The sequence below is a fragment of the Brachybacterium sp. FME24 genome, from assembly GCF_014897705.1.
GTDB lineage: Bacteria > Actinomycetota > Actinomycetes > Actinomycetales > Dermabacteraceae > Brachybacterium.
On sequence record NZ_JABUXV010000004.1, the window covers coordinates 47,309 to 71,837 of the forward strand.

24 protein-coding genes are annotated in these 24,529 nt (G+C 70.2%); 21 read left to right on the plus strand and 3 right to left on the minus strand.

Features of this window, described 5'->3' with window-relative positions; translation table 11 throughout:
- Window positions 1-35: 35 nt before the first annotated feature.
- Window positions 36-782 carry a murein hydrolase activator EnvC gene (locus INT51_RS05360; protein ID WP_193104180.1) on the minus strand — a complete coding sequence of 249 codons (747 nt, stop codon included), beginning with the start codon at window positions 780-782 and terminating at the stop codon, window positions 36-38.
- 412 nt (window positions 783-1,194) lie between these two features.
- Here INT51_RS05360 and rpsB point away from each other — a divergent pair, with 412 nt between their 5' ends.
- The 12 genes from rpsB (at window position 1,195) to INT51_RS05420 (ending at window position 12,504) form a co-directional block, all read left to right on the plus strand.
- Window positions 1,195-2,199, plus strand: coding sequence for a 30S ribosomal protein S2 (rpsB, locus tag INT51_RS05365; RefSeq protein ID WP_193104181.1), 1,005 nt, complete (start codon window positions 1,195-1,197; stop codon window positions 2,197-2,199).
- Window positions 2,200-2,308: 109 nt separating this feature from the next.
- Window positions 2,309-3,133, plus strand: coding sequence for a translation elongation factor Ts (gene tsf / locus INT51_RS05370; RefSeq protein WP_193104182.1), 825 nt, complete (start codon window positions 2,309-2,311; stop codon window positions 3,131-3,133).
- A 134-nt stretch (window positions 3,134-3,267) separates the two neighbouring features.
- On the plus strand, window positions 3,268-4,023 hold the full coding sequence (gene pyrH / locus INT51_RS05375) for a UMP kinase (RefSeq protein ID WP_193104183.1): 756 nt from the start codon (window positions 3,268-3,270) through the stop codon (window positions 4,021-4,023).
- Between the two features lie 150 nt (window positions 4,024-4,173).
- Window positions 4,174-4,740 (plus strand): ribosome recycling factor, encoded by a 567-nt coding sequence (gene frr, locus INT51_RS05380; RefSeq protein WP_193104184.1) that lies wholly within the window; start codon window positions 4,174-4,176, stop codon window positions 4,738-4,740.
- A 28-nt stretch (window positions 4,741-4,768) separates the two neighbouring features.
- Window positions 4,769-5,674, plus strand: a complete 906-nt coding sequence (locus tag INT51_RS05385; protein WP_304502085.1) for a phosphatidate cytidylyltransferase — start codon at window positions 4,769-4,771, stop codon at window positions 5,672-5,674.
- On the plus strand, window positions 5,671-6,954 hold the full coding sequence (rlmN, locus tag INT51_RS05390) for a 23S rRNA (adenine(2503)-C(2))-methyltransferase RlmN (protein WP_193104185.1): 1,284 nt from the start codon (window positions 5,671-5,673) through the stop codon (window positions 6,952-6,954). The genes INT51_RS05385 and rlmN overlap by 4 nt, the downstream gene beginning before the upstream one ends.
- Before the next feature lie 10 nt (window positions 6,955-6,964).
- On the plus strand, window positions 6,965-7,177 hold the full coding sequence (locus INT51_RS05395) for a hypothetical protein (protein ID WP_193104186.1): 213 nt from the start codon (window positions 6,965-6,967) through the stop codon (window positions 7,175-7,177).
- Window positions 7,174-7,722, plus strand: a complete 549-nt coding sequence (locus tag INT51_RS05400; protein WP_193104187.1) for a DivIVA domain-containing protein — start codon at window positions 7,174-7,176, stop codon at window positions 7,720-7,722. The genes INT51_RS05395 and INT51_RS05400 overlap by 4 nt, the downstream gene beginning before the upstream one ends.
- The gene (dxr, locus tag INT51_RS05405) at window positions 7,719-8,924 is read left to right on the plus strand and encodes a 1-deoxy-D-xylulose-5-phosphate reductoisomerase (RefSeq protein ID WP_193104188.1); all 1,206 of its coding nucleotides are present in this window, start codon (window positions 7,719-7,721) and stop codon (window positions 8,922-8,924) included. Before INT51_RS05400 ends, dxr begins: the two co-directional genes overlap by 4 nt.
- Complete coding sequence (locus tag INT51_RS05410) at window positions 8,921-10,270, plus strand: RIP metalloprotease (protein ID WP_193104189.1); 1,350 nt, start codon at window positions 8,921-8,923, stop codon at window positions 10,268-10,270. Before dxr ends, INT51_RS05410 begins: the two co-directional genes overlap by 4 nt.
- A gap of 219 nt (window positions 10,271-10,489) precedes the next feature.
- Window positions 10,490-11,656: a flavodoxin-dependent (E)-4-hydroxy-3-methylbut-2-enyl-diphosphate synthase gene (ispG, locus tag INT51_RS05415; RefSeq protein WP_193104190.1), complete on the plus strand. Its 1,167-nt coding sequence runs from the start codon at window positions 10,490-10,492 to the stop codon at window positions 11,654-11,656.
- 5 nt (window positions 11,657-11,661) lie between these two features.
- Window positions 11,662-12,504, plus strand: coding sequence for a GNAT family N-acetyltransferase (locus tag INT51_RS05420; protein WP_193104191.1), 843 nt, complete (start codon window positions 11,662-11,664; stop codon window positions 12,502-12,504).
- A 64-nt stretch (window positions 12,505-12,568) separates the two neighbouring features.
- On the opposite strand, the gene INT51_RS05425 is transcribed toward INT51_RS05420, so the two are convergent.
- Window positions 12,569-13,969, minus strand: a complete 1,401-nt coding sequence (locus INT51_RS05425; protein WP_193104192.1) for a hypothetical protein — start codon at window positions 13,967-13,969, stop codon at window positions 12,569-12,571.
- A 147-nt stretch (window positions 13,970-14,116) separates the two neighbouring features.
- Here INT51_RS05425 and INT51_RS05430 point away from each other — a divergent pair, with 147 nt between their 5' ends.
- Window positions 14,117-15,901 carry a proline--tRNA ligase gene (locus INT51_RS05430; protein ID WP_193104193.1) on the plus strand — a complete coding sequence of 595 codons (1,785 nt, stop codon included), beginning with the start codon at window positions 14,117-14,119 and terminating at the stop codon, window positions 15,899-15,901.
- 52 nt (window positions 15,902-15,953) lie between these two features.
- Here the strand turns inward: INT51_RS05430 and INT51_RS05435 are convergent, their stop codons facing one another.
- Window positions 15,954-17,057 (minus strand): DUF4439 domain-containing protein, encoded by a 1,104-nt coding sequence (locus INT51_RS05435; RefSeq protein ID WP_304502086.1) that lies wholly within the window; start codon window positions 17,055-17,057, stop codon window positions 15,954-15,956.
- A gap of 133 nt (window positions 17,058-17,190) precedes the next feature.
- On the opposite strand from INT51_RS05435, the gene rimP reads away from it, so the two are divergent.
- From rimP to truB, 8 genes are all read left to right on the plus strand, one after another.
- Window positions 17,191-17,778, plus strand: coding sequence for a ribosome maturation factor RimP (rimP, locus tag INT51_RS05440; protein ID WP_193104195.1), 588 nt, complete (start codon window positions 17,191-17,193; stop codon window positions 17,776-17,778).
- Between the two features lies 1 nt (window position 17,779).
- Window positions 17,780-18,820 (plus strand): transcription termination factor NusA, encoded by a 1,041-nt coding sequence (gene nusA / locus INT51_RS05445; protein ID WP_193104196.1) that lies wholly within the window; start codon window positions 17,780-17,782, stop codon window positions 18,818-18,820.
- A gap of 139 nt (window positions 18,821-18,959) precedes the next feature.
- A complete protein-coding gene (locus tag INT51_RS05450) occupies window positions 18,960-19,265 on the plus strand; it encodes a YlxR family protein (RefSeq protein WP_193104197.1) in 306 nt (101 codons plus the stop codon).
- A 95-nt stretch (window positions 19,266-19,360) separates the two neighbouring features.
- Window positions 19,361-22,303: a translation initiation factor IF-2 gene (gene infB, locus INT51_RS05455; RefSeq protein WP_193104198.1), complete on the plus strand. Its 2,943-nt coding sequence runs from the start codon at window positions 19,361-19,363 to the stop codon at window positions 22,301-22,303.
- Window positions 22,304-22,324: 21 nt separating this feature from the next.
- The gene (locus tag INT51_RS22825) at window positions 22,325-22,738 is read left to right on the plus strand and encodes an EspF repeat-containing protein (RefSeq protein ID WP_193104387.1); all 414 of its coding nucleotides are present in this window, start codon (window positions 22,325-22,327) and stop codon (window positions 22,736-22,738) included.
- Window positions 22,669-22,875, plus strand: coding sequence for a hypothetical protein (locus INT51_RS05465; protein ID WP_193104199.1), 207 nt, complete (start codon window positions 22,669-22,671; stop codon window positions 22,873-22,875). The genes INT51_RS22825 and INT51_RS05465 overlap by 70 nt, the downstream gene beginning before the upstream one ends.
- Window positions 22,872-23,399 (plus strand): 30S ribosome-binding factor RbfA, encoded by a 528-nt coding sequence (gene rbfA, locus INT51_RS05470; protein WP_193104200.1) that lies wholly within the window; start codon window positions 22,872-22,874, stop codon window positions 23,397-23,399. The genes INT51_RS05465 and rbfA overlap by 4 nt, the downstream gene beginning before the upstream one ends.
- Window positions 23,396-24,349, plus strand: coding sequence for a tRNA pseudouridine(55) synthase TruB (gene truB, locus INT51_RS05475; protein ID WP_193104201.1), 954 nt, complete (start codon window positions 23,396-23,398; stop codon window positions 24,347-24,349). The genes rbfA and truB overlap by 4 nt, the downstream gene beginning before the upstream one ends.
- Window positions 24,350-24,529: the final 180 nt, after the last annotated feature.

Genomic DNA, 24,529 nt, shown 5'->3' on the forward strand with positions numbered 1-24,529 from the left:
GACGGACGACGGACGACGGACGACGGACGACGGACTCAGGGCGATAGGGCGAACCGTCCGCCGGGACGCGCTCCTGCTGGCCGCGGGCGCGACCAGGACAGCGCAGGCTCCATGATCGGCACCGTCGACGCCGCGGGCCGCTCATCGCCCGCCGCGCCGGCCCCGCCGGAGGCACCGGACGTGCCGGACTGCGCAGCTGCCGGGATCTCGACCGTCCTCTCTCCACTGCCTTCGCCCCACGGCAGCAGCACGCTGGGACCTCGTGCTCCGAGCAGCAGCATCGGGTCGAGATAGCCCTGCCCGCGCCGCGCTCCCAGATGCAGGCACACCTGACCGGAGCAGTGCGAGGACTCGCCGGCGGCGATTGTGCCCAGCACCTCGCCTGCCTGCACCGTCTGCCCTTCCTCGACCGTTCCAGTCACCGGTTCGTAGGTCGAGATCAGTCCGTCGGCATGCAGCACGGAGACCACACCGCGACCGGCCACAGCACCGCTGAACCTCACCGTTCCCGCCTCCACGGCGTGGACCGGCGCACTCGACCCCGGCGCTGCGACGTCGATGCCGCGGTGGCCCGGCCCGTAGGGGCTATCGGGGGCGTCGAAGGCACCGACCACCGAGTGAGGAGGCGGGAGGGGCCATTGCCAGCGTGCGTCATCGGCGCGAGCCGTGCCGGGAATCGCGAACGCCACGACCAGGCACAGCACGAGAAGGACGATGCGGAGCACCCGACGGACGGGTCGCCGGTCGGCGCACGGCCGCTCGGGAGCGGGAGACGAAGTCATGCCCTGCATCCTCGCCCCAGCCGAGGCCCGGCGTCCGGGACGACGCCCGCACGGTGGACGAACGGCCCGTGGGGAGGAACGGTCAGACGGTGCCGGGGACCGGCACCGGTGCGCGACACACCCCGGCGTGACGCATGCCGCGCTATCTGGCGCGGCGACGTCGGATAGACTGTTTCCCAGCATCCGGACCATCCGGATGACTTCGCGTGCCCACCAGGGCTCGTCGGCCAACGGTCCTCGGCCGCTCCGCACCTCGCGTGCGGGACACCACCGGGGCGGCCGGCACCCCGGGCACCAGGCCTCGCACCGACCGGTGTCGGGGAGCAACCGAGAATGAAGGTCCTGCGCGATGACCACGGACGCCCACGGGCGAGTCGTGCGAGCCCAGGCCTAGAAAACAGAGGACACCATCATGGCAGTCGTCACCATGCGCCAGCTCCTGGAGAGCGGCGTCCACTTCGGTCACCAGACCCGTCGTTGGAACCCGAAGGTCCGTCGCTTCATCTTCACCGAGCGCAACGGCATCTACATCGTCGACCTGATGCAGACCCTGTCGTACATCGACAAGGCCTACGAGTTCGTCAGGCAGACCGTGTCCCACGGCGGCACCGTGCTGTTCGTCGGCACCAAGAAGCAGGCTCAGGAGTCCATCCAGGAGCAGGCCACCCGCGTGGGCATGCCCTACGTGAATCAGCGTTGGCTGGGTGGCATGCTCACCAACCTGCAGACCGTCTCCCAGCGTGTGAACCGCCTCAAGGAGCTCGAGCAGATCGACTTCGAGGATGTGGCCGCCTCCGGCCGCACCAAGAAGGAACTGCTGATGATGCGCCGCGAGAAGGACAAGCTGGAGCGGACCCTGGGCGGCATCCGCGATATGGCGAAGGCACCCTCCGCCGTGTGGATCGTGGACACGAACAAGGAGCACCTGGCCGTCGATGAGGCGCAGAAGCTCAACATCCCGGTCGTCGCGATCCTGGACACGAACTGCGATCCCGACGAGGTCACGTACCCGATCCCCGGCAACGATGACGCGATCCGCTCCGTCACGCTGCTGACCCGGGTCATCGCCGACGCGGTGGCCGCTGGTCTGCAGGAGCGCCACGCCAAGGCATCCGGTTCCGAGGGTGGAGAGAAGAACGTCTCCGCAGTCGCCGCGGAGCCGCTGGCCGAGTGGGAGCAGGAGCTGCTCAAGCAGTCCGAGGTCCAGCAGCAGGATGCACCGGCCGAGCAGTCGGTCGCCGCTGAGGGCACCACCGAGGCCGCTGCCGAGGAGACCCCGGCTGTGGAGACCCAGACCGAGGAGACCCCCGCTGTGGAGACCTCCGAGGAGACCGCCGCTGTGGAGACCTCCGAGGAGACCCCCGCCGAGGAGGCCCCCGCCGCGGAGACCTCCACCGAGGCCCCCACCGCCGAGTGATCACCGGGCCCGAGGACGACAGCGTCGTTCTCGGGCCCGTGCACGGGGACGGCGATGTGGATCGCCGTCCCCGTCACCTCCGTAAGCAGCTCCGACAAGGAAGAGGAACATGGCTAACTACACGGCCGCAGACATCAAGGAGATCCGCGAGACCACCGGCGCGGGCATGCTCGACGTCAAGAAGGCTCTCGACGAGGCCGATGGTGACAAGGCCAAGGCCGTCGAGCTGATCCGGGTCAAGGGACTCAAGGGCATCGCCAAGCGCGAGGGACGCACCGCCTCCGAGGGCCTCATCGCCGTCGACGTGCGCGACTCCGAGGGCGGTCAGACCGGCACCCTGGTCGAGCTCAACTCCGAGACCGACTTCGTGGCCAAGAACGACAAGTTCGTCGCCCTGGGCGACGAGGCCGTGGCCGCGGCCGTCGAGTCCGGTGCCGACGAGCCCGAGGAGTTGGCTGCCACCGCTTTCGGCGAGGCACTGACCAACGCCGGCGCCACCATGGGCGAGAAGATCCTGGTGCGTCGCATCGGTCGCGTCTCCGGTGACGCCGTCACCACCTACATGCACCGCACCAACAAGGACCTGCCCCCGCAGGTCGGCGTGCTCGTCGCCTCCGACAAGGCCGGTGCCGAGGTCGCACGCGACGTGGCGATGCACATCGCCGCGTTCTCCCCGACCTACCTCAGCCGCGAAGAGGTCCCCGAGGACATCGTCGAGAACGAGCGTCGCATCGCCGAGGAGACCGCGAAGAACGAGGGCAAGCCCGAGAAGGCCATCTCCAAGATCATCGAGGGTCGCCTCAACGGCTACTTCAAGGAGAACGTCCTGCTCGACCAGGCGTTCGCCAAGGATCCGAAGCAGAGCGTCGGCAAGATCGTCGAGGCGGTCGGTGGCACGCTCACCGGTTTCGTCCGCTTCCGCGTCGGAGGCTGACACCCCGGGAGCAGGGCCCGAGTGCCCCGCTCCCGTTGGTCGCGCGTGAGCGTGGCCACCGACCTGCGGCCCCGCACCATCGGTGCGGGGCCGCACCGGTATCATCGCCGAGGACCCAGCGCGGAAGGACCGACATGACCCAGACGTTCACGTCACCGATTCCTGTTCTCCCGAAGAGACAGGACGGACGTCGCGTCCTCCTGAAGCTCTCCGGTGAAGCCTTCGGAGGAGGCGCCGTCGGCGTCGACCCCGATGTCGTCTCCCGCGTTGCCGGTGAGATCGCCGAGGGAGTTGCCCAGGGCGTCGAGTGCGCCATCGTCGTCGGCGGAGGAAACTTCTTCCGCGGGGCGGAACTGTCCCAGCGCGGGATGGACCGTCGCCGCGCCGACTACATGGGCATGCTCGGCACTGTCATGAACTGCCTCGCCCTGCAGGACTTCCTCGAGCAGCGAGGCATCTCCACCCGCGTGCAGACCGCCATCGAGATGGGCCAGGTCGCCGAGCCGTACATCCCGCTGCGCGCCGTGCGCCACCTCGAGAAGGGCCGCGTCGTCATCTTCGGCGCCGGCGCCGGCATGCCGTACTTCTCGACGGACACCGTCGCGGTCCAGCGCGCCCTGGAGATCGGCTGCGAAGAGGTCCTCATGGCCAAGAACGGGGTCGACGGTGTCTACGATTCCGACCCCCGCACGAACCCGGACGCCAAGAAGCTGGAGCACATCACCTACAACGAGGCCCTCCAGAAGGGCCTCAAGGTCGTCGACTCCACCGCCTTCAGCCTGTGCATGGACAACGCCCAGCAGATGATGGTGTTCGGCCTCGACGCTCCCGGGAACATCACCCGGGCAATGCGCGGGGACCGCATCGGCACCGTCGTCACGTACGACTGATCGGGGCGCGGCGCGCCGCTCGGGGCCACCCCCGTCGGCGCACCCGTCCGCACCGGCGCGGCCCCTGGCCGCGCCCCACATCCCCGCCCGCCCGGGCTTGACGGTGCGGGACAATGGACGCCAACACCCATCGAGAACCGAGGAGCACCAGTGAGCGACGACACCGCCAGCATCCTGAAGGACGCCCAGGCCAAGATGTCCAAGTCCGTCGAGGTCACCAAGGAGGAATTCACCTCCATCCGCACCGGTCGCGCCAATGCCGCGATGTTCCAGGGCATCACGGTCGAGTACTACGGTGCGCCCACTCCGCTGAACCAGCTCGCCTCGCTGCAGTTCCCCGAGGCCCGCACCATCATCGTCACTCCCTTCGACAAGGGCGTGATGACGCAGGTCGAGTCGGCGCTGCGGTCCTCGGATCTGGGCGTGAACCCCACCAACAACGGCGACAACCTCCGTGTCGTGCTGCCGGCCCTCACCGAGGAGCGCCGCAAGGAGTATGTGAAGCTCGCCAAGGCCAAGGCGGAGGACGGCCGCGTCGCGGTGCGCGGCTCCCGCGGCCACGCGAAGAAGGCCCTCGAGAAGCTGGTCAAGGACAAGGAGATCGGCGAGGACGAGGGCGCTCGTGCCGAGAAGGAGCTCGAGTCCGTGACCAAGAAGTACATCGAGCAGATCGACGAGGCGTTCGGCGTCAAGGAGACGGAGCTGGAGACGATCTGACAACCCGCTCGACGTCTCGACGCACCCTGTGAGCACCGACCCGGATCACTTGCGACACCCGACCGCCTCGACCCTCGTCGAGACGGCCGCCGGTGCGGTCGAACCGACCCCGGTGCACGCCAAGCGGCGAGGGGCGGGACGCAACCTGCCGGCAGCCATCGCTGTCGGTCTGGCTCTCGGAGCAGTGGTGCTCGGTGCGCTGTTCCTGCTCCCGCAGGCATTCCCGGTGCTGGTCGCGATCGTCATGGTGCTCGCAGTCCTCGAGCTGACCCGCGCGCTGGCCCACGGCGGGCTGCGGGTTCCGGCGGTGCCCCTGCTCGTCGGCGTGACGGGCATGGCGGTCTCCACCGCCGTCTTCGACGTGGAGGGCCTGCTGGTCTCCACCGCCGTCGCGGTCTGCGTGCTGATCCTGTGGCGGGTCTCCGAATCGATGGGCCTGACGGCGCTGCGTGACGTGGCCGGGGGCGTGTTCTGCCTGGCCTGGGTGGCGTTCCTCGGGTGCTTCACCCTGCTGCTGTTCGGCCAGGATCAGGGTCCCCTGCTGGTTCTGCTGGCCGTGCTCGGCCCGGTGGGCAATGACATCGGTGGGTACGTCGCCGGAGTCCTGTTCGGCTCCCACCCGATGGCCCCGAGCGTCAGCCCCAAGAAGAGCTGGGAGGGCTTCGCCGGCTCGATGGTGCTGGGCACCGCCGCGGTCACCTCCGTGGGCGTGCTCGCGCTGGACCTCCCCTGGTGGGCGGGCGTGATCCTCGGCGTCGTCCTGGTGATCGTCTCCACCTGCGGAGACCTCTCCGAATCGCTGCTGAAGCGGGATCTGGGGATCAAGGACATGGGACATCTGCTACCCGGCCACGGGGGAGTGCTGGATCGGGTGGACTCGATCCTGCTCGCCGCCCCCACCACCTACATCATGCTGGAGGTCCTGCTGCCATGAACAGCTCCACCGAACGATCCGAGACGACCCCGCCCGCCGGGGCCGTCGACCTTCCCGACCTCTCCCGAGAGGCCGTGCCCGGCGAGGAGATCGCCCTCGCGCCCGGGCAGCTGCAGCTGCGGCCCGCGCGCCGCGGCAAGGCGCCGTCGCACCTGGCGGACCTCACCCTGGCCGAGCGCATCGCCGCGGTCGAGGAGATGGGGCTGCCGGGCTTCCGGGCCAAGCAGCTCTCCGTGCACTACTTCGAGCATTTCACCACGAACCCCGACGACCTCACGGACCTTCCCAAGGACCGCCGCGAGGAGCTCGTCTCCCGCTTCTTCCCCGAACTGCTGACGCTCGTCTCCCGGCAGTCCGCGGACCACGGCGCCACCCAGAAGTTCCTGTGGAAGCTGTTCGACGGGCCGATGGTCGAATCGGTGCTCATGCGCTACAGCGACCGCGTGACCCTTTGCATCTCCTCTGAAGCGGGCTGCGGGATGAACTGCCCCTTCTGCGCCACCGGCCAGATGGGACTGACCCGCAACCTCTCCGCCGCCGAGATCCTCGAGCAGGTGCGCATCGCCAACCAGATGCTCGCCGCCGGTGAGCTGCCCGGGGGCACCGGGCGCGTCTCCAACATCGTGTTCATGGGGATGGGGGAGCCGCTGGCGAACTACCGTCCCGTGGCGACCGTGTGCCGGCGCCTGAACGCTCCGGCGCCCGAGGGCTTCGGTGTGGGCGCGCGTCACATCACGGTCTCGACCGTGGGTCTGGCCCCTGCGGTGCGCAAGCTGACGCGGGAGAAGATCCCGCTCACGCTCGCCGTCTCCCTGCACGCCCCGGACGACGCGCTGCGCAATGAGCTGGTGCCGATCAATACTCGCTTCGACGTCGACGAGATCCTCGACGCCGCCTACGAGTACTTCGAGACCACCGGGCGCCGGGTGAGCATCGAATACGCGTTGATCCGCGACATCAACGACCAGGCGCACCGCGCCCAGCTGCTGGCCGACCGGCTGATCGCCAAGGGCGGTGCCCACTGGATCCACGTCAACCCGATCCCGCTGAACCCCGTCAAGGGCTCGAAGTGGACCGCCTCGGACCCGTTCGTGGAGAAGCAGTTCGTGCAGACCCTGCGCGACAACGGCATCTCGGCGACCATCCGCGACACTCGCGGCTCCGACATCGACGGCGCGTGCGGCCAGCTGGCCGCGGAGGTCCTCGAGACCGACGAGCATCGCGAGGACCGCGAGGCGCGCATCGAGCGCGTCGAGGCCGTCGCAGCCGGGGGCGAGTGAGCCGGCGCCGATGAAGGTCACGTCCACGACAGTGCAGCTCGCCGAGGCCCATGCCTTCCCCGAGGTCGACGCCTCTCTCGACACCCTCGAGCGTGCGGGGGTGCGCCAGGTCGGGACCCTCGCCGCGCAGGACCTGCTGCGCGCGCCGCACGCCTCCCCGCACCCCACTGCCCGCGCCGCTACAGTGGGACACCGACAGCACCGAGGAAGGATCCACTGGTGAGCACATCGTTCGAGCGTGTCTCTCGCTTCAGCGTCGGATACGACATGCACGAGGTCGACGAGTTCCTCGCCCGTGCCCGCACCGCCTATGAGGGTCGTGAAGCCGGTTTCAGCGGCGCCGACATCACCTCGGCCAGTTTCGGGACCGAGCGCGGCGGGTACGACATGCGCGTCGTCGACGAGGCGCTGGACCGTCTTTCCGACGCCTTCGCGCTGCAGTCCCGGGACGACGCCATCGCCGCGAAGGGCGAAGGGGTCTGGGTCGCGCAGCTCACCGAGCGCGCGGAGACCCTCAAGGAGCGCTTGGAGCGACCCGCCGGGGACCGTTTCGCGCCGGCCGCCCAGGGCGAACCGTCCTACGACCGGACCGACGTCGACGCCCTGTGCGATCAACTGGTCGCCTACTTCACGGACGGGCTGCCGATGAGCGTCGACGATGTGCGGCGTGCCGCGTTCCGTCGGCGCCGCGGCTCCGAGGGGTACCGCGAGGCCGTGGTCGACGTCTATCTCGACCACGTCGCGGACGTGATGGCCTCCGTGCCGTGACCGGTACCGCCGAGCGCCGGCTGGTTCTGCTGGGCGCCACCGGGTCCATCGGCGCCCAGAGCCTCGAGGTCCTGGCCCGGTACCCGGGCATCGCCCGGCTGCATGGGCTCGCCGTCGGGGGATCACGACCGCAGCAGGTCGCGGAGCAGGTGCTGGTCCATCGGCCCGAGAGACTCGTGGTCGCCGATCCCGGGCACGCCGAGACCATCGAGCGCACCGTCACCGTCGCCTGCGCCGACGCGGGTATCGCCACGCCGCGCATCGACGCGGGCCAGAACGCCGTGATCGACCTCGCCGGCTCCCTCGGCGATCACGACGTGGTGCTCAACGCCATTACCGGCTCCGTCGGTCTGCTGCCCACCCTCGCCGCGCTCACCTCCGGTGCCCGACTCGCACTGGCCAACAAGGAATCACTCGTCGTCGGCGGCCACCTCGTCACCGCGGCGGCGGCGCCGGGCCAGATCCTGCCGGTCGATTCGGAGCACACGGCGATCGCGCAGGCACTGGCAGGGGTCCGCCCGGATCAGGTCTCGCGCCTGGTGGTCACCGCCTCCGGGGGGCCGTTCCGGGGGCGCACCCGGGAACAGCTCGCGACCGTGACGCCCGAACAGGCGCTCGCGCACCCCACCTGGGCGATGGGCCGCGTGATCACCACGAATTCTGCGACGCTGGTCAACAAGGCCCTCGAGGTCATCGAGGCCTGCTTCCAGTTCGACCTGCCCGAGGACCGCGTCGACGTGGTCGTCCACCCGCAGTCGATCGTCCATTCGATGGTGACCCTCGTCGACGGCTCCACGATCGCGCAGGCCAGCCCGCCCGATATGCGTCACGCCATCGGCTGGGCCCTCGCCCATCCCGAGAAGCTGCCCGGCCTCGCCGCCGCGCTCGACTTCTCCGCCGCCCAGTCCTGGACCTTCGAACCGGTCGACGAGGACACCTTCCCCGCGATCGCCATCGCACGCGCCTCCCACCGCGAGGGCGGGGGAGCGATGGCCGCATACAATGCCGCGAACGAGGAGGCGGTCGATGCCTTCTTCGCCGGCGACCTCAGCTTCCTCGGGATCACCGAGCTCATCCGCGAGGTGCTCGACCACCCGCGACGGCCGCGTGCCGATCTCACCGACGGTGTGGACGGGGTGCTCGCGGTGGAGACCTGGGCCCGCGGCGCCGCGCGCTCCCTGATCGGCGAACAGGGTCGATGAGCGCGCTGCTGTTCGTCCTCGGTGTCGTCGTCGTCGCCCTCGGCCTGGCGGTCTCGATCGCGCTGCACGAGATCGGCCACCTGCTCCCGGCCAAGCTGTTCGGGGTCCGTGTCACCCAGTACATGATCGGCTTCGGCCCGACGGTGCTCTCGCGCACCCGGGGTGAGACCGAGTACGGACTCAAGGCGATCCCGCTGGGTGGGTACATCCGCATGATCGGCATGTTCCCGCCGCACCGAGGCGAACCCGAAGGCACCATCCGAGAGGACTCCACCGGGTTCCTGCAGCAGATGTCGCAGATGTCCGAGGATGCCAAAGCGTACGAGACCTCCCAGTACGGCCCCGAGGACGCGCACCGGACGTTCGTCGCGCTCTCCGTACCCAAGAAGCTCGTGGTGATGCTCGGCGGGCCGGCCATGAACCTGCTGATCTCGATCGTGCTGATGACCGTGATGGTCACAGGCATCGGTCTGCCCGCGGTCACTCCGACCGTGCAGTCCGTCTCCGAATGCGTGCTCCCGGCCGACGCCCCCGCCGATACCACCTGCGAGGGCGAGCAGGAGGCGCCCGCCCTCGCCGCAGGGATCCGGCCCGGCGACACCCTGGTGGAGATCGACGGCCACGAGATCGAGACCTGGTCGGACGTGACGGTCGCGATCCGTGCCAGCGGAGACCGCGCCGTGCCGGTCGTCGTCGAGCGCGACGGCAAGGCCCGCGAGCTCGAGGCCACCCCGATCGTGGACGCCCGTCCGGTGCTCGACGAGGACGGCGCCGCCGTGTACGACGCGCAGGGGGACCTGGTGACTGAGCAGGTCGGTTTCCTCGGGATCTCGGGCACGCCCGACCTGGTGCCGCAGTCCCCGGCCGTGGTGCCGGAGATGGCCTGGTCGGCCTTCACCCAGACCGGGAGGCTCATCCTCACGCTGCCGGTGCGGCTGTACGAGGTCGGCCAAGCTGCCTTCGGCAGCGCCGAGCGCGACCCCAATGGCCCGCTCGGCGTGGTCGGGGTCTCCCGCCTCGCCGGGGAGATCGCCGCCGCGGACCAGCCCGGATTCGAACTGCGGGAGAAGGTCGGCACGATGATCTCGATGCTGGCCTCGCTGAACATGGCGCTGTTCGTGTTCAATCTGGTGCCGCTGATGCCCTTGGACGGCGGGCACGTGCTCGGCGCGCTGATCGAGGGCATCCGACGATTCATCGCGAAGCTGCGCGGGCGGCCCGATCCCGGGCCGGTGGACATGTCCCGCCTGCTGCCGCTGACCAACGCGGTCGCGATCGTCTTCATCCTCATGACGGTGCTGCTGCTCTACGCCGACATCGTCAAACCCATCACGCTGTTCCCCTGACACCGGGCCCCTCGTGACGTGCATTCGCGCTGTCCTTCCCCGTCGTCAGCACAGTGCGAGTCCGCGTCCTGGAACGGCAGCGGGGGAAGAATCAGGGGCCGGGAGAGCCAGGTGGTGAGGGACTCGCGGTGTGTGCGCCGCGCCACCGCAGGCGTGCAGGAGCAGTGGAGGTGTCGCACCTGACCCTCCAGAGCGCCGGGACGAGTCCATAATGGAGGGGTGACTTCAGTGAGCCTCGGGATCCCGTCCGTCAAGCAGCCGCCGCCGGTCCTCGCACCGCGCCGGAAGACCCGCAAGGTCAAGCTCGGAAACATCTATGTCGGTGGTGATGCTCCGATCACCGTGCAATCGATGACGACCACGCCGACGCATGACATCAACGCGACGCTCCAGCAGATCGCGGAGCTGACCGCCGCCGGTTGCGACATCGTGCGCGTGGCGTGTCCGCGCCAGGAGGACGCCGATGCCCTCAAGGCCATCGCGGCCAAGTCGCCGATCCCGGTGATCGCCGACATCCACTTCCAGCCCAAGTACGTCTTCGCGGCGATCGAGGCGGGGTGCGCGGGGGTCCGCGTGAACCCCGGCAACATCCGTCGCTTCGACGATCAGGTCAAGGACATCGCCCAGGCCGCGAAGGACCACGGCACCGCGCTGCGCATCGGCGTCAACGCCGGCAGCATCGACCAGCGCATGATGACGGCGGACCGGGTCACCCCGGAGGCGCTCGTCGCCTCCGCGAAGTGGGAGGCCTCGCTGTTCGAGGAGCACGACTTCCACGACTTCGGCATCTCCGTGAAGCACAACGACCCCGTGATCATGGTCGACGCGTACCGTCAGCTGTCCGCAGAGGGCGACTGGCCGCTGCACCTCGGCGTCACCGAGGCCGGCCCCGCCTTCCAGGGCACGATCAAGTCCTCCGTCGCCTTCGGCATCCTGCTGGGCCAGGGGATCGGCGACACCATCCGCGTCTCGCTCTCGGCCCCGCCGGTCGAAGAGGTCAAGGTCGGCATCCAGCTGCTGCAGTCGCTGAACCTCAAGGAGCGCAAACTGGACATCGTCTCCTGCCCCTCCTGCGGCCGTGCCCAGGTGGACGTCTACACCCTGGCCGAGGAGGTCACCGAAGGCCTCAAGCACCTCGAGGTCCCGCTGCGCGTCGCCGTCATGGGCTGCGTCGTCAACGGCCCGGGCGAGGCCCGGGAGGCAGATCTCGGAGTCGCCTCCGGCAACGGCAAGGGCCAGATCTTCGTCAAGGGCAAGGTCATCAAGACCGTCCCCGAGGCCGATATCGTCGAGACCCTGCTGGCGGAGGCCAATCGCATCGCCGCCGAGATGGAGGGCGAGGACGACGCCACCACCGCCGGCGCCGCGTCGGTCTCCGTGGGCTGACGCCCATGTTCCGGCGTGGAGGGCGGGTCCGAGCGATCCGCCCCAGTGGTCTCGACGTCGCACTCGCGCACGCGCTCACCGACCCGGTGACCAATGCGCTCGCGGGCGCGCGTCTGCAGGAGGTGGGGCGCAGCGCCGCAGTCTCCCAGGAGTTCTCCCTGGCCGGGGACGAACAGCGGCCCGAGGGTCTGCTCTGGCACGGGGTGAACGTCTCCCCGTTGTCTGCAACCGGGCTGGCGCTCGGTGAGTTCGGCCGCCATCTGGCGGCCCGCAATCGCCGCTCCAGCTCGGTGGTCGGTGCCCGCGCCGCTGTCGAGAAGCTGTGGGAGTCGTTGTCTGCGGACTGGGCCCGGGACGTGCGGGAGTACCGCTGGAGCCAGCCGCTGCTGATGGCCGATGAGACCGCGCACCTCGTCACCTCGGAGCTGCGTGCGGCTGTACCGGGCGAGGAGAGCATGGTCTTCCCGGCCGCGGTCGCGATGTTCCGCGAGGAGGTCGGGGTGGACCCGATGCTGGGGGACGGCGGCCGTTCCTACCGGGCCCGTGTCGAAGGGCTGATCCATCACGGGCGCACCTATGTCGTGATCGAGGACGGCGTGGTGCTGTTCAAGGCCGACGTCGGCGCTCTGTTCGGGCCGGTCGCCCAGATCCATGGGGTGTGGGTGCGGCCGGATCACCGTGGCCGCGGAATCGGCCGGACGGCCATGGCGGAGCTGGTGCGCCAGGTGCGCCGTGACCACGCTCCGCAGGTCTCCCTGTACGTCAACGATTTCAACGAGGCCGCGCGCCGAGCCTATGCCGCTGCCGGATTCCGCCAGGTCGGCGAGCTCTCGACGATCCTGTTCTGAGGGCTCCTGCCTCTGCTGCGCCGGGCGCGGTGAACTCCGTCGCCTGGGCCGGTGCCGTACCAGGTCATTCCCGGCTCAGCGTCTCGAGAGCCAGCAGCACGTTCGCCGCGGTCCAGGCGAGCGGAGCGACGGCGGCCGGGCGCCCGTCGAACAGCACCTTCTCCGGGATCGAGCCGGCCTCGGTGCGGTGCTCGGCGATCCAGGCGAGGATCTCCAACGCGGCAGTACTTTCACCGGCCCGGGCGAGAGCCAGCCCGAGCAGACTGGTCGAGGGCGTCCAGCTGATCCCGTCCTCGCGCCAGGAGGCGCCCGGGGCGATGCCGCCTCCGGGGCGTGCGAGCTCCTGCCGCAGGGAGACCAGCTGATCGGTCGGGACCAGGTCGTGGCAGCCGGTCGCATCGAGGAACGCCAGCGCGGAGTCCGGGCCCCCGCTGCGGCGGTAGCGCTGGAAGCCGTTCGCCCCGAAGGACTCGGTCAGCAGGAGGGCGAAGGAGTCGGCGGCGCCCTGAGTCCGGTCGGAGCCGGTCAGTGCGGCGCCTCCGCGCAGGCCGGCGAGCGTGGCAGTCATGATGCCGAGCGTCACGCTGCGTTCTCGCACCTCCCAGTAATCCGGGGAGACCGGAGGCATGCCACTGCCGTCGCGGGTCGCGGCGAGCAGGGCCTCCTGGGAGGTGCTGATCAGACGGGACAGGCGATCGATCGCGGCGTCGCGACGAGGCTCGGGCAGGGCCCCCGTGACCTCGGCGGCTGCCCAGAGCACGAGGCCCGTCCCATCGAACTGGCGGCGACGGTCATCCGGTGCCCGATCGGTTCCGGGCACGTAGCGCGCCTCGAACCACCCGTCGGCCGATTGGAGGGATTGCAGGTGCTCGAGAGCGGCGAGGGCCCGCTCGACATGACCGACGCGAGCGAGTGCGACCGCGCAGAACGCCGTATCCCGTGGCCAGATGAACCGCCAGTTCTTGGTCCAGGCGGCGACGGGTGCCGGCAGCGCGTCTCCGAGGATCCACAGGTCGGCCAGGGCCGACTCCGCGAGGGACTCCAGCTGGGCTCGCCGTGGGTGGGCGGCGGCGAGGCGCGACCTCCAGGACTCGGTGCCGGCCCAGAACTCCCGCGAGCGCTCCCCGACCTCGGACCCCTCCGGGAGGGCGGCCAGCAGTCGTGTCCCGGGATGCATGGCGGCGTCGATGCCGTTGGCGCCCACCAGCACCCGCTCCTGCGTCGCGCCATAGGCGACGGTCTGCGACGACAGGGAGACGACGGCGCGGGGGTCGACCGGGGGAGCGACGAGACGGCTCACCGTGTACCCGCCCGCTCCGACGGCGCCCAGTACCGCGACGGCGCCGGCTCCGCGCAGCACGTGACGGCGGGAGGTGCCCCGGGACGGGTCGACCCGTGGATCCGCTCCCGCCGGCCGCTCGAAGGGGCTCGACCCCTCCGCGGCACGTCGTCCTGGCCAGTGCATCCGTTCAGAGTACTGGGCGCCCTCGAGGGCGCGCACGCAGCTGCTGCCGTTGGCCGCCTCGCACGGTTCCTGCCCAGTACGATGGACCCCGCATCCGCCACTGGTGGCGGTGGCGCCGAACCGCCCGCTGTGAAAGGCCGTGCCCCCATGATCCGTTTGTCGTCGTCCTTCGTCCGCACACTGCGGGAGGACCCGGCCGACGCCGAGGTCGCCAGCCACAAGCTGCTCGTGCGCGCCGGGTACGTCCGTCGCAGCGCCCCGGGCGTCTACACCTGGCTGCCGCTGGGGCTCAAGGTTCTGCGCAAGGTCGAGGCGATCGTGCGCCAGGAGCAGGAGGCGATCGGGGGCCAGGAGCTCGTGTTCTCGGCGTTGCAGCCGCGGGAGCCCTATGAGACGACCGGCCGCTGGGAGGACTACGGACCCACCGTGTTCCGCCTCCAGGACCGTCGCCAGGGGGACTACCTGCTCGCCCCCACCCACGAGGAGATGTTCACCCTCACCGTGAAGGATCTGTACAACTCGTACAAGGACCTCCCGGTGATGCTGTACCAGGTGCAGACGAAGTTCCGCGACGAGGCGCGCCCCCGCGCGGGCCTGCTGCGCACTCGCGAGTTCGTGATGAAGGACGCCTACTCCTTCGATATCGATGACGCCGGCCTGGACGCCTCCTACGAGAAGCAGCGCGGCGCCTACCAGCGCACTTTCGAGCGTCTCGGCCTGCCCACCGTGATCTGCCGGGCCGATGCCGGCGCCATGGGAGGTTCCCGCTCCGAGGAGTTCCTCCACCCGACAGCGGTGGGCGAGGACACCTTCGTGGTCTCCGACGGCGGCTACGCGGCGAACGTCGAAGCTGTCACCACCATCGCACCCCCCGCTCTGGATGATGCGGCCATCGCCGCCCTCCCGGCGATGCACGTCGAGGACACCCCCGGTGCGAGCACCATCGCCGCTCTGACCGATTTCTCCAACCGGGCCTTCCCCGGGAAGGGGCCGATCGCCGCGTCCGGGGAGTGGACCCGCTACGAGATGCTCAAGCACCTCGTCTACCTGCTGACCTACCCCGACGGCTCCACCGAACCGCTGGTGATCGCGCTGCCCGGCGACCGCGAGATCGACGACAAGCGTCTGGAGACCGCCGTCGCCCCGGCGGTCGCGACCCCGTTCACCGAGGCCGACTTCACGAAGCACCCCGTGCTCAAGAAGGGCTACATCGGCCCGGACGGCCTGGGCACGGAGTCCGATTCGGCGATCCGCTACGTGGTCGACCCCCGCGTGGTGCCCGGCACCTCCTGGGTCGCCGGTGCGGGGGAGAAGGACAAGCACGTCTACGACCTCGTCTTCGGTCGGGACTTCCACGCCGACGGCACCATCGAGGCCGCCGCGGTGCACGATGGTGATCCGGCTCCCGACGGCTCCGGCCCGATGCGGCTGACCCGGGGCATGGAGATGGGTCATATCTTCCAGCTGGGTCGCAAGTACGCCGAGGCGCTGGACCTCAAGGTGCTCGACGTCAACGGCAAGACCGTCGTCGTCACGATGGGCTCCTACGGGATCGGTGTCACTCGCGCGGTCGCCGCGATCGCGGAGCTCCACCACGACGACAAGGGCCTGGTCTGGCCGCGCCAGATCGCCCCGGCGGACGTGCACATCATGGCGACCGGCAAGGGTCAGGAGATCTTCGACGAGGCCGAACGGATCGGGACGGAGCTCGAGGCGCGTGGCCTCGAGGTGCTCTACGACGACCGCCCCAAGGTCTCCCCGGGTGTGAAGTTCAAGGACGCCGAACTGCTCGGTGTGCCCACCTCCGTGGTGGTCGGCAAGGGGCTGGCGACCGGTGTCGTCGAGGTCCGCGACCGTGCCCGCGGCACCCTCGAGGAAGTCTCGCCCGCAGACGTCGTCGAGGCCGTGGTCGCGGAGGTCCGCGGAGCCTGAGCGGCGCGGGACGGCCGGCAGCGACCGCTCCGGCCGTCCGAGGGCGGTCCGGTCACCCGCCGTCGCTGACCGCGGGGTCCTCGACCTCGAGGCTCGGCAACGGCTGCATGCCGCCGGCCAGACCCACCAGCACCTCCGCCTCCTCCATCGCAGCGACGATGGACAGGGGGCGGCGGGCGAACGGGGCCGCTCCCACCAGAGCGACGTGGTCCACGAGCAGGCCCTGGGCGAGCAGTGTCGGCAGTTCTGCGGCCATCTGCTCGTCCAGCGTGCCGCCGGGCAGAGCGTAGACCGCTTGTCGGGGGACCACCGGCGCATCGTCCTGCTCGGCCAGGGCCCCGAGCGCCTCGGCTCGCGCGCGGTGGCGTTCGCTGAGGGTGAGGTTCAGCTCGCTCTCGTCGGCCGACGTGCGGGCTGCCAGCACCTCGTGCACGTACCCGGCGTACCACTCCTCCTGCTGAGCGCGCTCGATCGTCGAGTGGTAATCGGTCGCGGCGCCGACCGACGGGGGGTCCGTCGTCGGGATCTCGCGGCTCGGCTCGATCTGCTCGGCCGTGCGGAGTGCGGGGACCTCGCCGGTGTGGGCCGCGAGATGGAAGCGGCGCACGCTCCAGGCTGTGTGGGCGGCGATCGCTGCCACCGGGCGGGCGAGGGAGCCGGAGACCTGTCGAGCGGCGTCCGTGGCCAGGTCGCGCAGTTCGACCAGCACGGCGACCATCTCTGCGCCGTCGCTCGGAGCATCGGCCGGAGCAGGGGAAGGGGTCTGGTCCGGTGCCGGATCCGTCGCGACCGCTTGTTCCCGTTCGGCCTGAGCGCCCGTCAGCAGCGCGCTGCGCTGGGCGGGCAGCGCCGAGACCAGGACCGCGAGGGCGGAGGACAGTGCAGGGTCCGCGGAGAGGTCCCCTCCCACTGCCTCCACGAGCGCGTCGGCCCCCGAGACGGCCCGATCCAGCACGGCGAGCAGATCGATCCGATACAGGTCGTCGATCCCGGGTGGAGGCGGCGTATAGGTCTCGGGGCCGCCGAGCCGGATCGGCCCGCACGCCGAGGAGGTGGCCGCGGTGAGCAGTCCGAGCGCACCTGCGGCGCCCGACCTCAGGACCCGGCGACGGGTGAGGGCGCGGGCTGCGGGGTGGTGATCATCGGGAGGGAGCACAGGAGGATTCTCGCATCGGGGCCGTTCCTGGAGGCGTCCACAGCTCGCGGACACTATCCTGGGTCCATCCCGTCGGGCGATTCGTCCCCGACGGACACAAAGGTATCCATATGCAGGAGGAGGTGAGCGAGCGATGAGCGACCTCGATGGCCAGATGGCCCACACCGCCCTGCGGGAGGCTGCAACCCGGATCCTTGCGGTCCATGACCTCGTGCTCGAGGACATCGTGGTGAAGGGTCCCCGGTCGATGCCCGAGGTGAGGTTGATCGTGGACCTGCCGGAGGACCAGCTCGGCAGCGCAGACCTCGACGCCGTCGCGACGGCGTCGCGGGAGCTGTCCGACGTGGTCGACGCCGACGACACGCTGCTGGGTCCGGACCCGGTCGTCCTGGAGATCACCACCCCCGGGGTGGATCGCGAGCTCACCGCTCCGCGGCACTTCCGTCGTTCCCGTGGTCGCCTGCTGACGCTGACCATCGACGACGTGCCCTACCGCGCCCGGCTGCTCGCCGTCACTGCCGCTGACGTCCTCCTGCTGCGCCAGGAGCCGGGACGCGATGATCGCGGCCGGCCCCGACGCCGTCCCGACGGCACGCCCGAGCGACTGGAGATCCCGGTCGCCGACGTCACCTCCGCCCGTGTCGAGGTCGAATTCGACCCGCCCGCCGACATCGCGCAGCTGATCGCTGACGCCGACCCCACCGCACTGAAGGAGAGCTGAGATGGACATCGATATGGGTGCCCTGCGGGCCCTCGAACGTGAGCGAGACATCCGACTTCCTGTCCTCCTGGACGCGATCCGCTCGGCTCTGCACGCTGCCTACCTGCACACCGACCATCCCGTGCGGGATTCCGAGGTGATCATCGACGAGCACACCGGGAAGGTCGCGGTGATCGCCCGGGAACGCGACAGCGACCGCGTGGTGGTGGAGGAGTGGGACGACACCCCCGAGAACTTCGGGCGGGTGGCGGCCTCGACGGCGCGCCAGGTGATCTTCCAGCGCATCCGTGACCTCGAGGACGAGGCGGTGCTCGGGGAGTACGCCGATCGTGCCGACGACATCGTCTCCGGCATCATCCAGCAGGGCCGTGATCCCCGCATGGTGCTGGTCGACCTCGGCGAGGTCGAGGCGGTGCTGCCTCCGCACGAGCGGGTGCCGGGGGAGGACTACTCCCACGGTCGACGATTGCGCGCCTACGTCACCGAGGCGCGTCGTGGGCCGAAGGGACCGCAGATCACGCTCTCGCGGTCGCACCCGAACCTGGTGCGGCGCCTGTTCGACCTCGAGGTCCCCGAAGTCGCCGACGGCACGGTCGAGATCGCCGGGCTCGCCCGCGAAGCCGGTCACCGCACCAAGATGGCCGTCCTGGCGACCGTTCCCGGCGTCAACGCCAAGGGCGCGTGCATCGGCCCCATGGGCGCCCGCGTGCGCTCGGTGATGAGCGAGCTGGCCGGGGAGAAGATCGACATCGTCGACTTCGACGAGGACCCCGCCACGTACGTCGCCAATGCGCTCTCGCCCTCGAAGGTCACCAGCGTCACGGTGATCGATGAGGTGGGTCGCGCGGTCCGCGCCATCGTGCCCGAGTCGCAGTTCTCGCTCGCCATCGGCAAGGACGGGCAGAACGCCCGACTCGCGGCGAAGCTCACCGGATGGAAGATCGATATCCGCCCGGACAGCGATCCCGTGCCCGAGGCCGCGCACAAGGTCGCACCGGACGCCGAGCCCAGCACTCCCGCAGGTCCCGCGGCCGATCTCTGAGATGTGGCCCACGCCTCGCGGGTGAGGGCGGTCCGTGGCGTTTCCGCTACACTGGCGAGGCTGTTCGTCCGGTGGTGACGCAGGCCGTTCGCGGTCGAGGACCCATGCAGACGGAAGCGCTCGGAACGGAGGTGGAGGCGTGCTCACCCACCCTTCGCACCCTCCGCCCGAGCGCACGTGCGTCGGCTGCCATCAGGTGGCTGCGCGCGATCAGTTGGTGCGTCTGGTACGGGAGTCCGCTCCCGACGGCGTCGCCCCGCGAGTCCGCGTCGATCCCACCGGATCGGCTCCCGGCCGCGGATCGTGGCTCCACCGCGACGCATCATGTCTCGACCTCGCCCTGCGGCGGGGCGGCTTCGCCAGGTCCTTCCGGGGCGCGGTCGACACCGGGTCCATAGCCCGGGATCTCGAGAACTCCGATTTCACCCGAACGTGGAACAGGTAGAAGAACCATGGACATCCGATGAGTACTCGGCAATGAGCACCTTCAGGAATTAATGGTCCGAGCCCTCTTGTCGGCCGGACCGAGACAGGAGAAATGTGGCTAAGGTCCGCGTCCACGAGCTCGCCAAGGAGCTCGGACACCCCAGTAAGATCGTTCTGCAGAAGCTGCAGGACATGGGCGAATTCGTTCGCTCCGCCTCCTCGACCATCGAGGCCCCCGTCGCCCGCCGTCTGCGGGAGGAGCTCCCCACCAAGGGTGGTGACAACACCTCCGCGACGAGCGCCCCGGCACCATCCGCAGCTCGTAAGCCCGGCGGCGCCCCCAAGCCCGGCAGCGTTCCGAAGCCCGGTGCCAAGCCTGCCGCCACGCCGGCACCGACCGAGCCCGAGCCGTCCGCGCCGGTGACCGAGACGCCCGCCGCAGCCGCTCCAGCGGCTCCGGCACCGGAGTCCGCCGCCGCGCCGACGCCTGCTGAGGAGCCCGCGACGTCCGATTCAGAGGCGCCCGCAGCGTCTGAGGCGCCCGCAGCGTCTGCAGCGGACACCAGCACTGCCCCCAAGCCCGGGGGCGAGCGCCCCTCGCCCGCGCCGAAGCCCGGTGGTGAGCGTCCCTCGCCCCGTCCCAGCAACGCACGTCCCGGCAACAACCCGTTCGCCAGCTCGCAGGGCATGCCCCGTCCCGGATCCCGCAAGCCGGGCCAGGGCGGCGGCGATCGTCCGCCGCGTGAGGGCGCTCCGCGTCCGGGCGCTCCCCGTCCCGGCAACAACCCGTTCGCCAGCTCGCAGGGCATGCCTCGCCCCGGGTCCCGTCCCCAGGGCCAGGGCCAGAGTCAGGGCCGCGGCACTGATCAGGCCGGTACCGCTCGTCCGGCCCGCGAGGGCGCAGCTCCCCGCCCCGGGGGCGGTCCCCGTCCCGGCGCGCCGACCCCCGGCATCATGCGACAGCACTCCAGCGGCGGTCTTGCCGACGCGCGACCCGGCGGCGACGCCGGTGCTCGCGGTCGCGGAGGCAGGCCCGGTCCCGGTGGTCGCACCGGCGCTCCCGGTGGCGGCGCTCCCGCTGGCGGCGGTGGCGGCGGTCCCCGCGGTCGCGGCGGTCGCGGCAGCACCCAGGGTGCTTTCGGTCGTGGCGGCAAGCCCGCACGCTCGCGCAAGTCGAAGCGCGCGAAGCGCGCAGAATTCGAGCAGATGTCGGCACCCGCACCGGGTGGCGTCTCGATTCCCCGCGGTGACGGCAACACCCCGATCCGCCTGCGCCGCGGAGCATCGCTCTCCGACTTCGCCGACCGCATCGACGTCAACCCCGCGTCACTGATCACCGTCCTGTTCGCGATGGGCGAGATGGCCACGGCCACGCAGTCCCTCGACGAGGTCACCTTCGACCTGCTCGGCACCGAACTGGGCTACAAGATCGAGATAGTCTCCCCGGAGGACGAGGAGCGCGAGCTGCTCGGACAGTTCGACATCGATCTCGATGCCGAGCTCGACGCGGAGGACGCAGAAGATCGCGTTCCGCGCCCCCCGGTCGTCACGGTCATGGGTCACGTCGACCACGGCAAGACCCGACTGCTCGACACGATCCGCAAGGCCACGGTGGGCGCCGGCGAGGCCGGCGGCATCACCCAGCACATCGGCGCCTACCAGGTGCAGGCTGAGCACGAGGGTCAGGACCGCGCACTCACGTTCATCGATACCCCGGGTCACGAGGCGTTCACCGCCATGCGTGCCCGTGGCGCCGACGTCACCGACATCGCGATCCTCGTGGTCGCGGCCGATGACGGCGTGATGCCCCAGACCATCGAGGCGCTCAACCACGCCCAGGCGGCGAACGTGCCGATCGTGGTCGCGGTCAACAAGATCGACAAGCCGGGTTCGAACCCGGAGAAGATCCGTCAGCAGCTGACCGAGTACAACCTGATCGCCGAGGAGTACGGCGGCGACACCATGTTCGTCGACGTCTCCGCCCGCGAGAACCAGAACATCGAGGCGCTGCTCGAAGCGGTCCTGCTCACCGCAGACGCTGCTCTCGAGCTCACGGCGATCGCCGCCAAGGACGCACGCGGTGTGTCCATCGAGGCCAACCTGGACAAGGGCCGCGGCCCGGTCGCGACGGTTCTGGTCCAGCAGGGCACGCTGCACGTCGGCGACGCGATCGTCTGCGGCATCGGCCACGGCCGAGTGCGAGCCATGCTCGACGAGAACGGCGAGCATGTCACCGAGGCGGGCCCGTCCCGCCCCGTGCAGGTGCTCGGCCTGACCTCGGTGCCCGGCGCCGGTGACTCCTTCCTGGTCGCCCAGGACGAGCGCACCGCCCGCCAGATCGCCGAGAAGCGCGAGGCCGCCAAGCGTGCCGCGTCGCTGTCCAAGGCCCGCAAGCGCATCAGCCTCGAGGACATCAACAAGGCGATGGCCGACGGCAAGGTCGAGACGCTCAACCTCATCCTCAAGGGAGACGCCGCAGGTGCGGTCGAGGCCCTGGAGGAGTCGCTGCTCGGCATCGACGTCGGCGAGGGCGTGGATCTGCGCATCATCGATCGCGGTGTCGGCGCGATCACGATGAACAACATCAATCTCGCCGTCGCGTCCGATGCGATCATCATCGGCTACAACGTGCGCGCCGAGGGATTGAACGCGCAGTACGCCGACCGCGAGGGCGTGGAGGTCAAGTACTACAGCGTGATCTACAACGCCATCGACGAGGTCGAGCAGGCTCTCAAGGGCATGCTCAAGCCGGAGTACGAGGAAGTCGAGCTGGGCTCGGCGGAGATCCGCGAGATCTTCCGGTCCTCCAAGTTCGGCAACATCGCCGGCTCGATTGTGCGCAGCGGCCTCATGAAGCGAGGCGGCAAGGCACGCATCACCCGCAACGGTGTCGTGGTCACCGAGAGCCTCGAGATCGCGGGACTGCGCCGCTACAAGGACGATGTCACCGAGGTCCGAGAGGGCTACGAGTGCGGCATCAACCTGGGGTCGTTCAACGACCTGCAGACCGGTGACGTCATCACGACGTACGAGATGCAGGAGAAGCCCCGCAGCTGATCCGGTACCGGCCGGGCGCCTCTGGGGCGCCCGGCCGCCCGCGAGGGAGGATCGACGCCACGCCGCCTCCGCGCGTGGCCAGCACCTGGGCCTCGCCTCGACGCCGAGCTCTCGCGCCCGATACGCAGGCTCGCCAGGAGGCTGCAGCCTCACGCCGCCGCTCCTGGCGGCGACGCCACCGGAGGCAGTGACCTGTCGCCCCACCCCACCCCCCATTGGCTCGATGCCCTCGTCGGGATCAGACCGACGGCGTCCAGCACTGATCGCGCTGCCAGAACGCCCGGCAGCGCTCCCGCGTCGACGTCCTGCGAGGCTCCGGTGGCCCCTGGCACCTGCTGCTGCGTGAGTGCTCGGGTATCGCGCACGTGGTTACCCGGCATACCCTCAGTCATGACGAGGCCAGCGAGATGCTGGCCGACGCCGGGCTGCAGGTGATCAGCCGTGACGGCGCCTTCCGCCACCGAGCGGATTCCTCCCTCGACCGCGACGCCCTGCTCGCGGTCGCCACCGACCATTCCCGCCTCGACGAGCTCGCAGCTCTCGACGCCGACCAGGAGACTGACCGACCATGAACGACAACCCCCGCGCCCTCAAGCTCGCCGACCGCATCAAGGTCATCGTCGCCACGATGCTCGACACCCGGGTCAAGGATCCGCGTCTCGGCTTCGTGACCATCACTGATGTGCGCGTCAGCGGCGACCTGCAGCACGCCACCTGCTTCTACACCGTCTTCGGCACCGACGAGGAACGCGAGGGCACCGGCGCTGCGCTGGTCAGCGCCACTGGCATGCTCCGCCGTGAGGTGGGGCGTCAGACCGGCGTGCGGCTCACCCCGACGCTCGAGTTCATCGCGGACGCGATCCCGGAGAACGCTCGAGTCATCGAGGACCTCCTGTCCGAGGCGCGCGGTCGTGACGCCGAGCTCGCGGAGGCGAAGGAGGGCGCCGCCTATGCCGGAGATGCCGATCCCTACCGCGTGCCGCGTGACGAGGACGCCGATCTCGACGAAGCAGAGGGCACCGGCCTCGACGACGGCTCGGGCTCGGGCTCGGGCACGGGCACCGACACCGACGGTCGCGGTCGCGAGGACGTATGACCTCGCCGCACGGCATCCTGCTGGTCGACAAGGCACCGGAGCGGACGAGCCACGACGTCGTCGCCCGCGTGCGCTGGTTGCTGGGCACCAAGAAGGTCGGCCACGCCGGCACCCTGGACCCGATGGCGACCGGACTGCTGATCCTCGGGATCGGCCAGGGCACGCGCCTGCTGACCTACCTCGTGGGCCTGGACAAGACCTACGAGGCCACGATCCGTCTCGGACGCGCCACCACCACCGATGACCGTGAGGGCGAGGATCTTGGCATCCACCACGACGCCACCGCTGTGAGCGACACCGCGATCCAGGAGCAGCTCGAGCTCCTGCGCGGGGACATCCAGCAGGTGCCTTCGACCGTCAGTGCGATCAAGGTCGACGGCAAGCGCGCCTACGCTCGCGCCCGCGCAGGAGAGAACGTCGAGCTCGCGGCTCGCCCGGTGCGGATCTCCCACCTCGAGGTGACCGGTCGTCGGGAGGTCGAGGGGCATCTCGACCTCGACGCCGTGGTCACCTGCTCCTCAGGGACCTACGTGCGAGCGCTGGCGCGCGACCTGGGGGCCGCTCTCGGTGTCGGCGGACATCTCACCGCCCTGCGCCGCACGAGCATCGGTCCGTTCGCCGTGCAGGACGGCCACAAGGTCCCGGCCCGCGGAGAGGGCGACGACGTCGATCTCCCGCTGGGCGGGCTGGGGGAGACGGCGGCCCGCGTGCTGCCGGTTCTCACCGTCGACGAGCAGGGAGCGCGCGACCTCGCCGACGGTCGCCCCATCCCGCGCACCGAGGAGCAGGCAGTCGCACCGGCGGGAGTCCCGCCGGTGCTCCGGCCCGAGGGAGAGGACCGGGACGTCGTCGCCGCCCTGGACCCCCAGGGGGCCCTCTGCGCCGTGCTCCGCCCCGACGGCTCCCGCTGGCGCCCGGCGATGGTCATCCCGCCCGAGGCCCGCTGCTGAGCAGACGCCTGCCGCCCGGGACCGTCGCCGAAACTCGAGAACCCTGGAAGGACGGACGTCCCGGCGCCCTAGACAGGTACGGCTCGAGGAGTCGTTCCCGGACGCTCTCTCGTCGGCGCCGCCCGCTGACACGACGAAGGCCTCCCCCGGAGAACCGGGGGAGGCCTTCAGCGTGTCAGC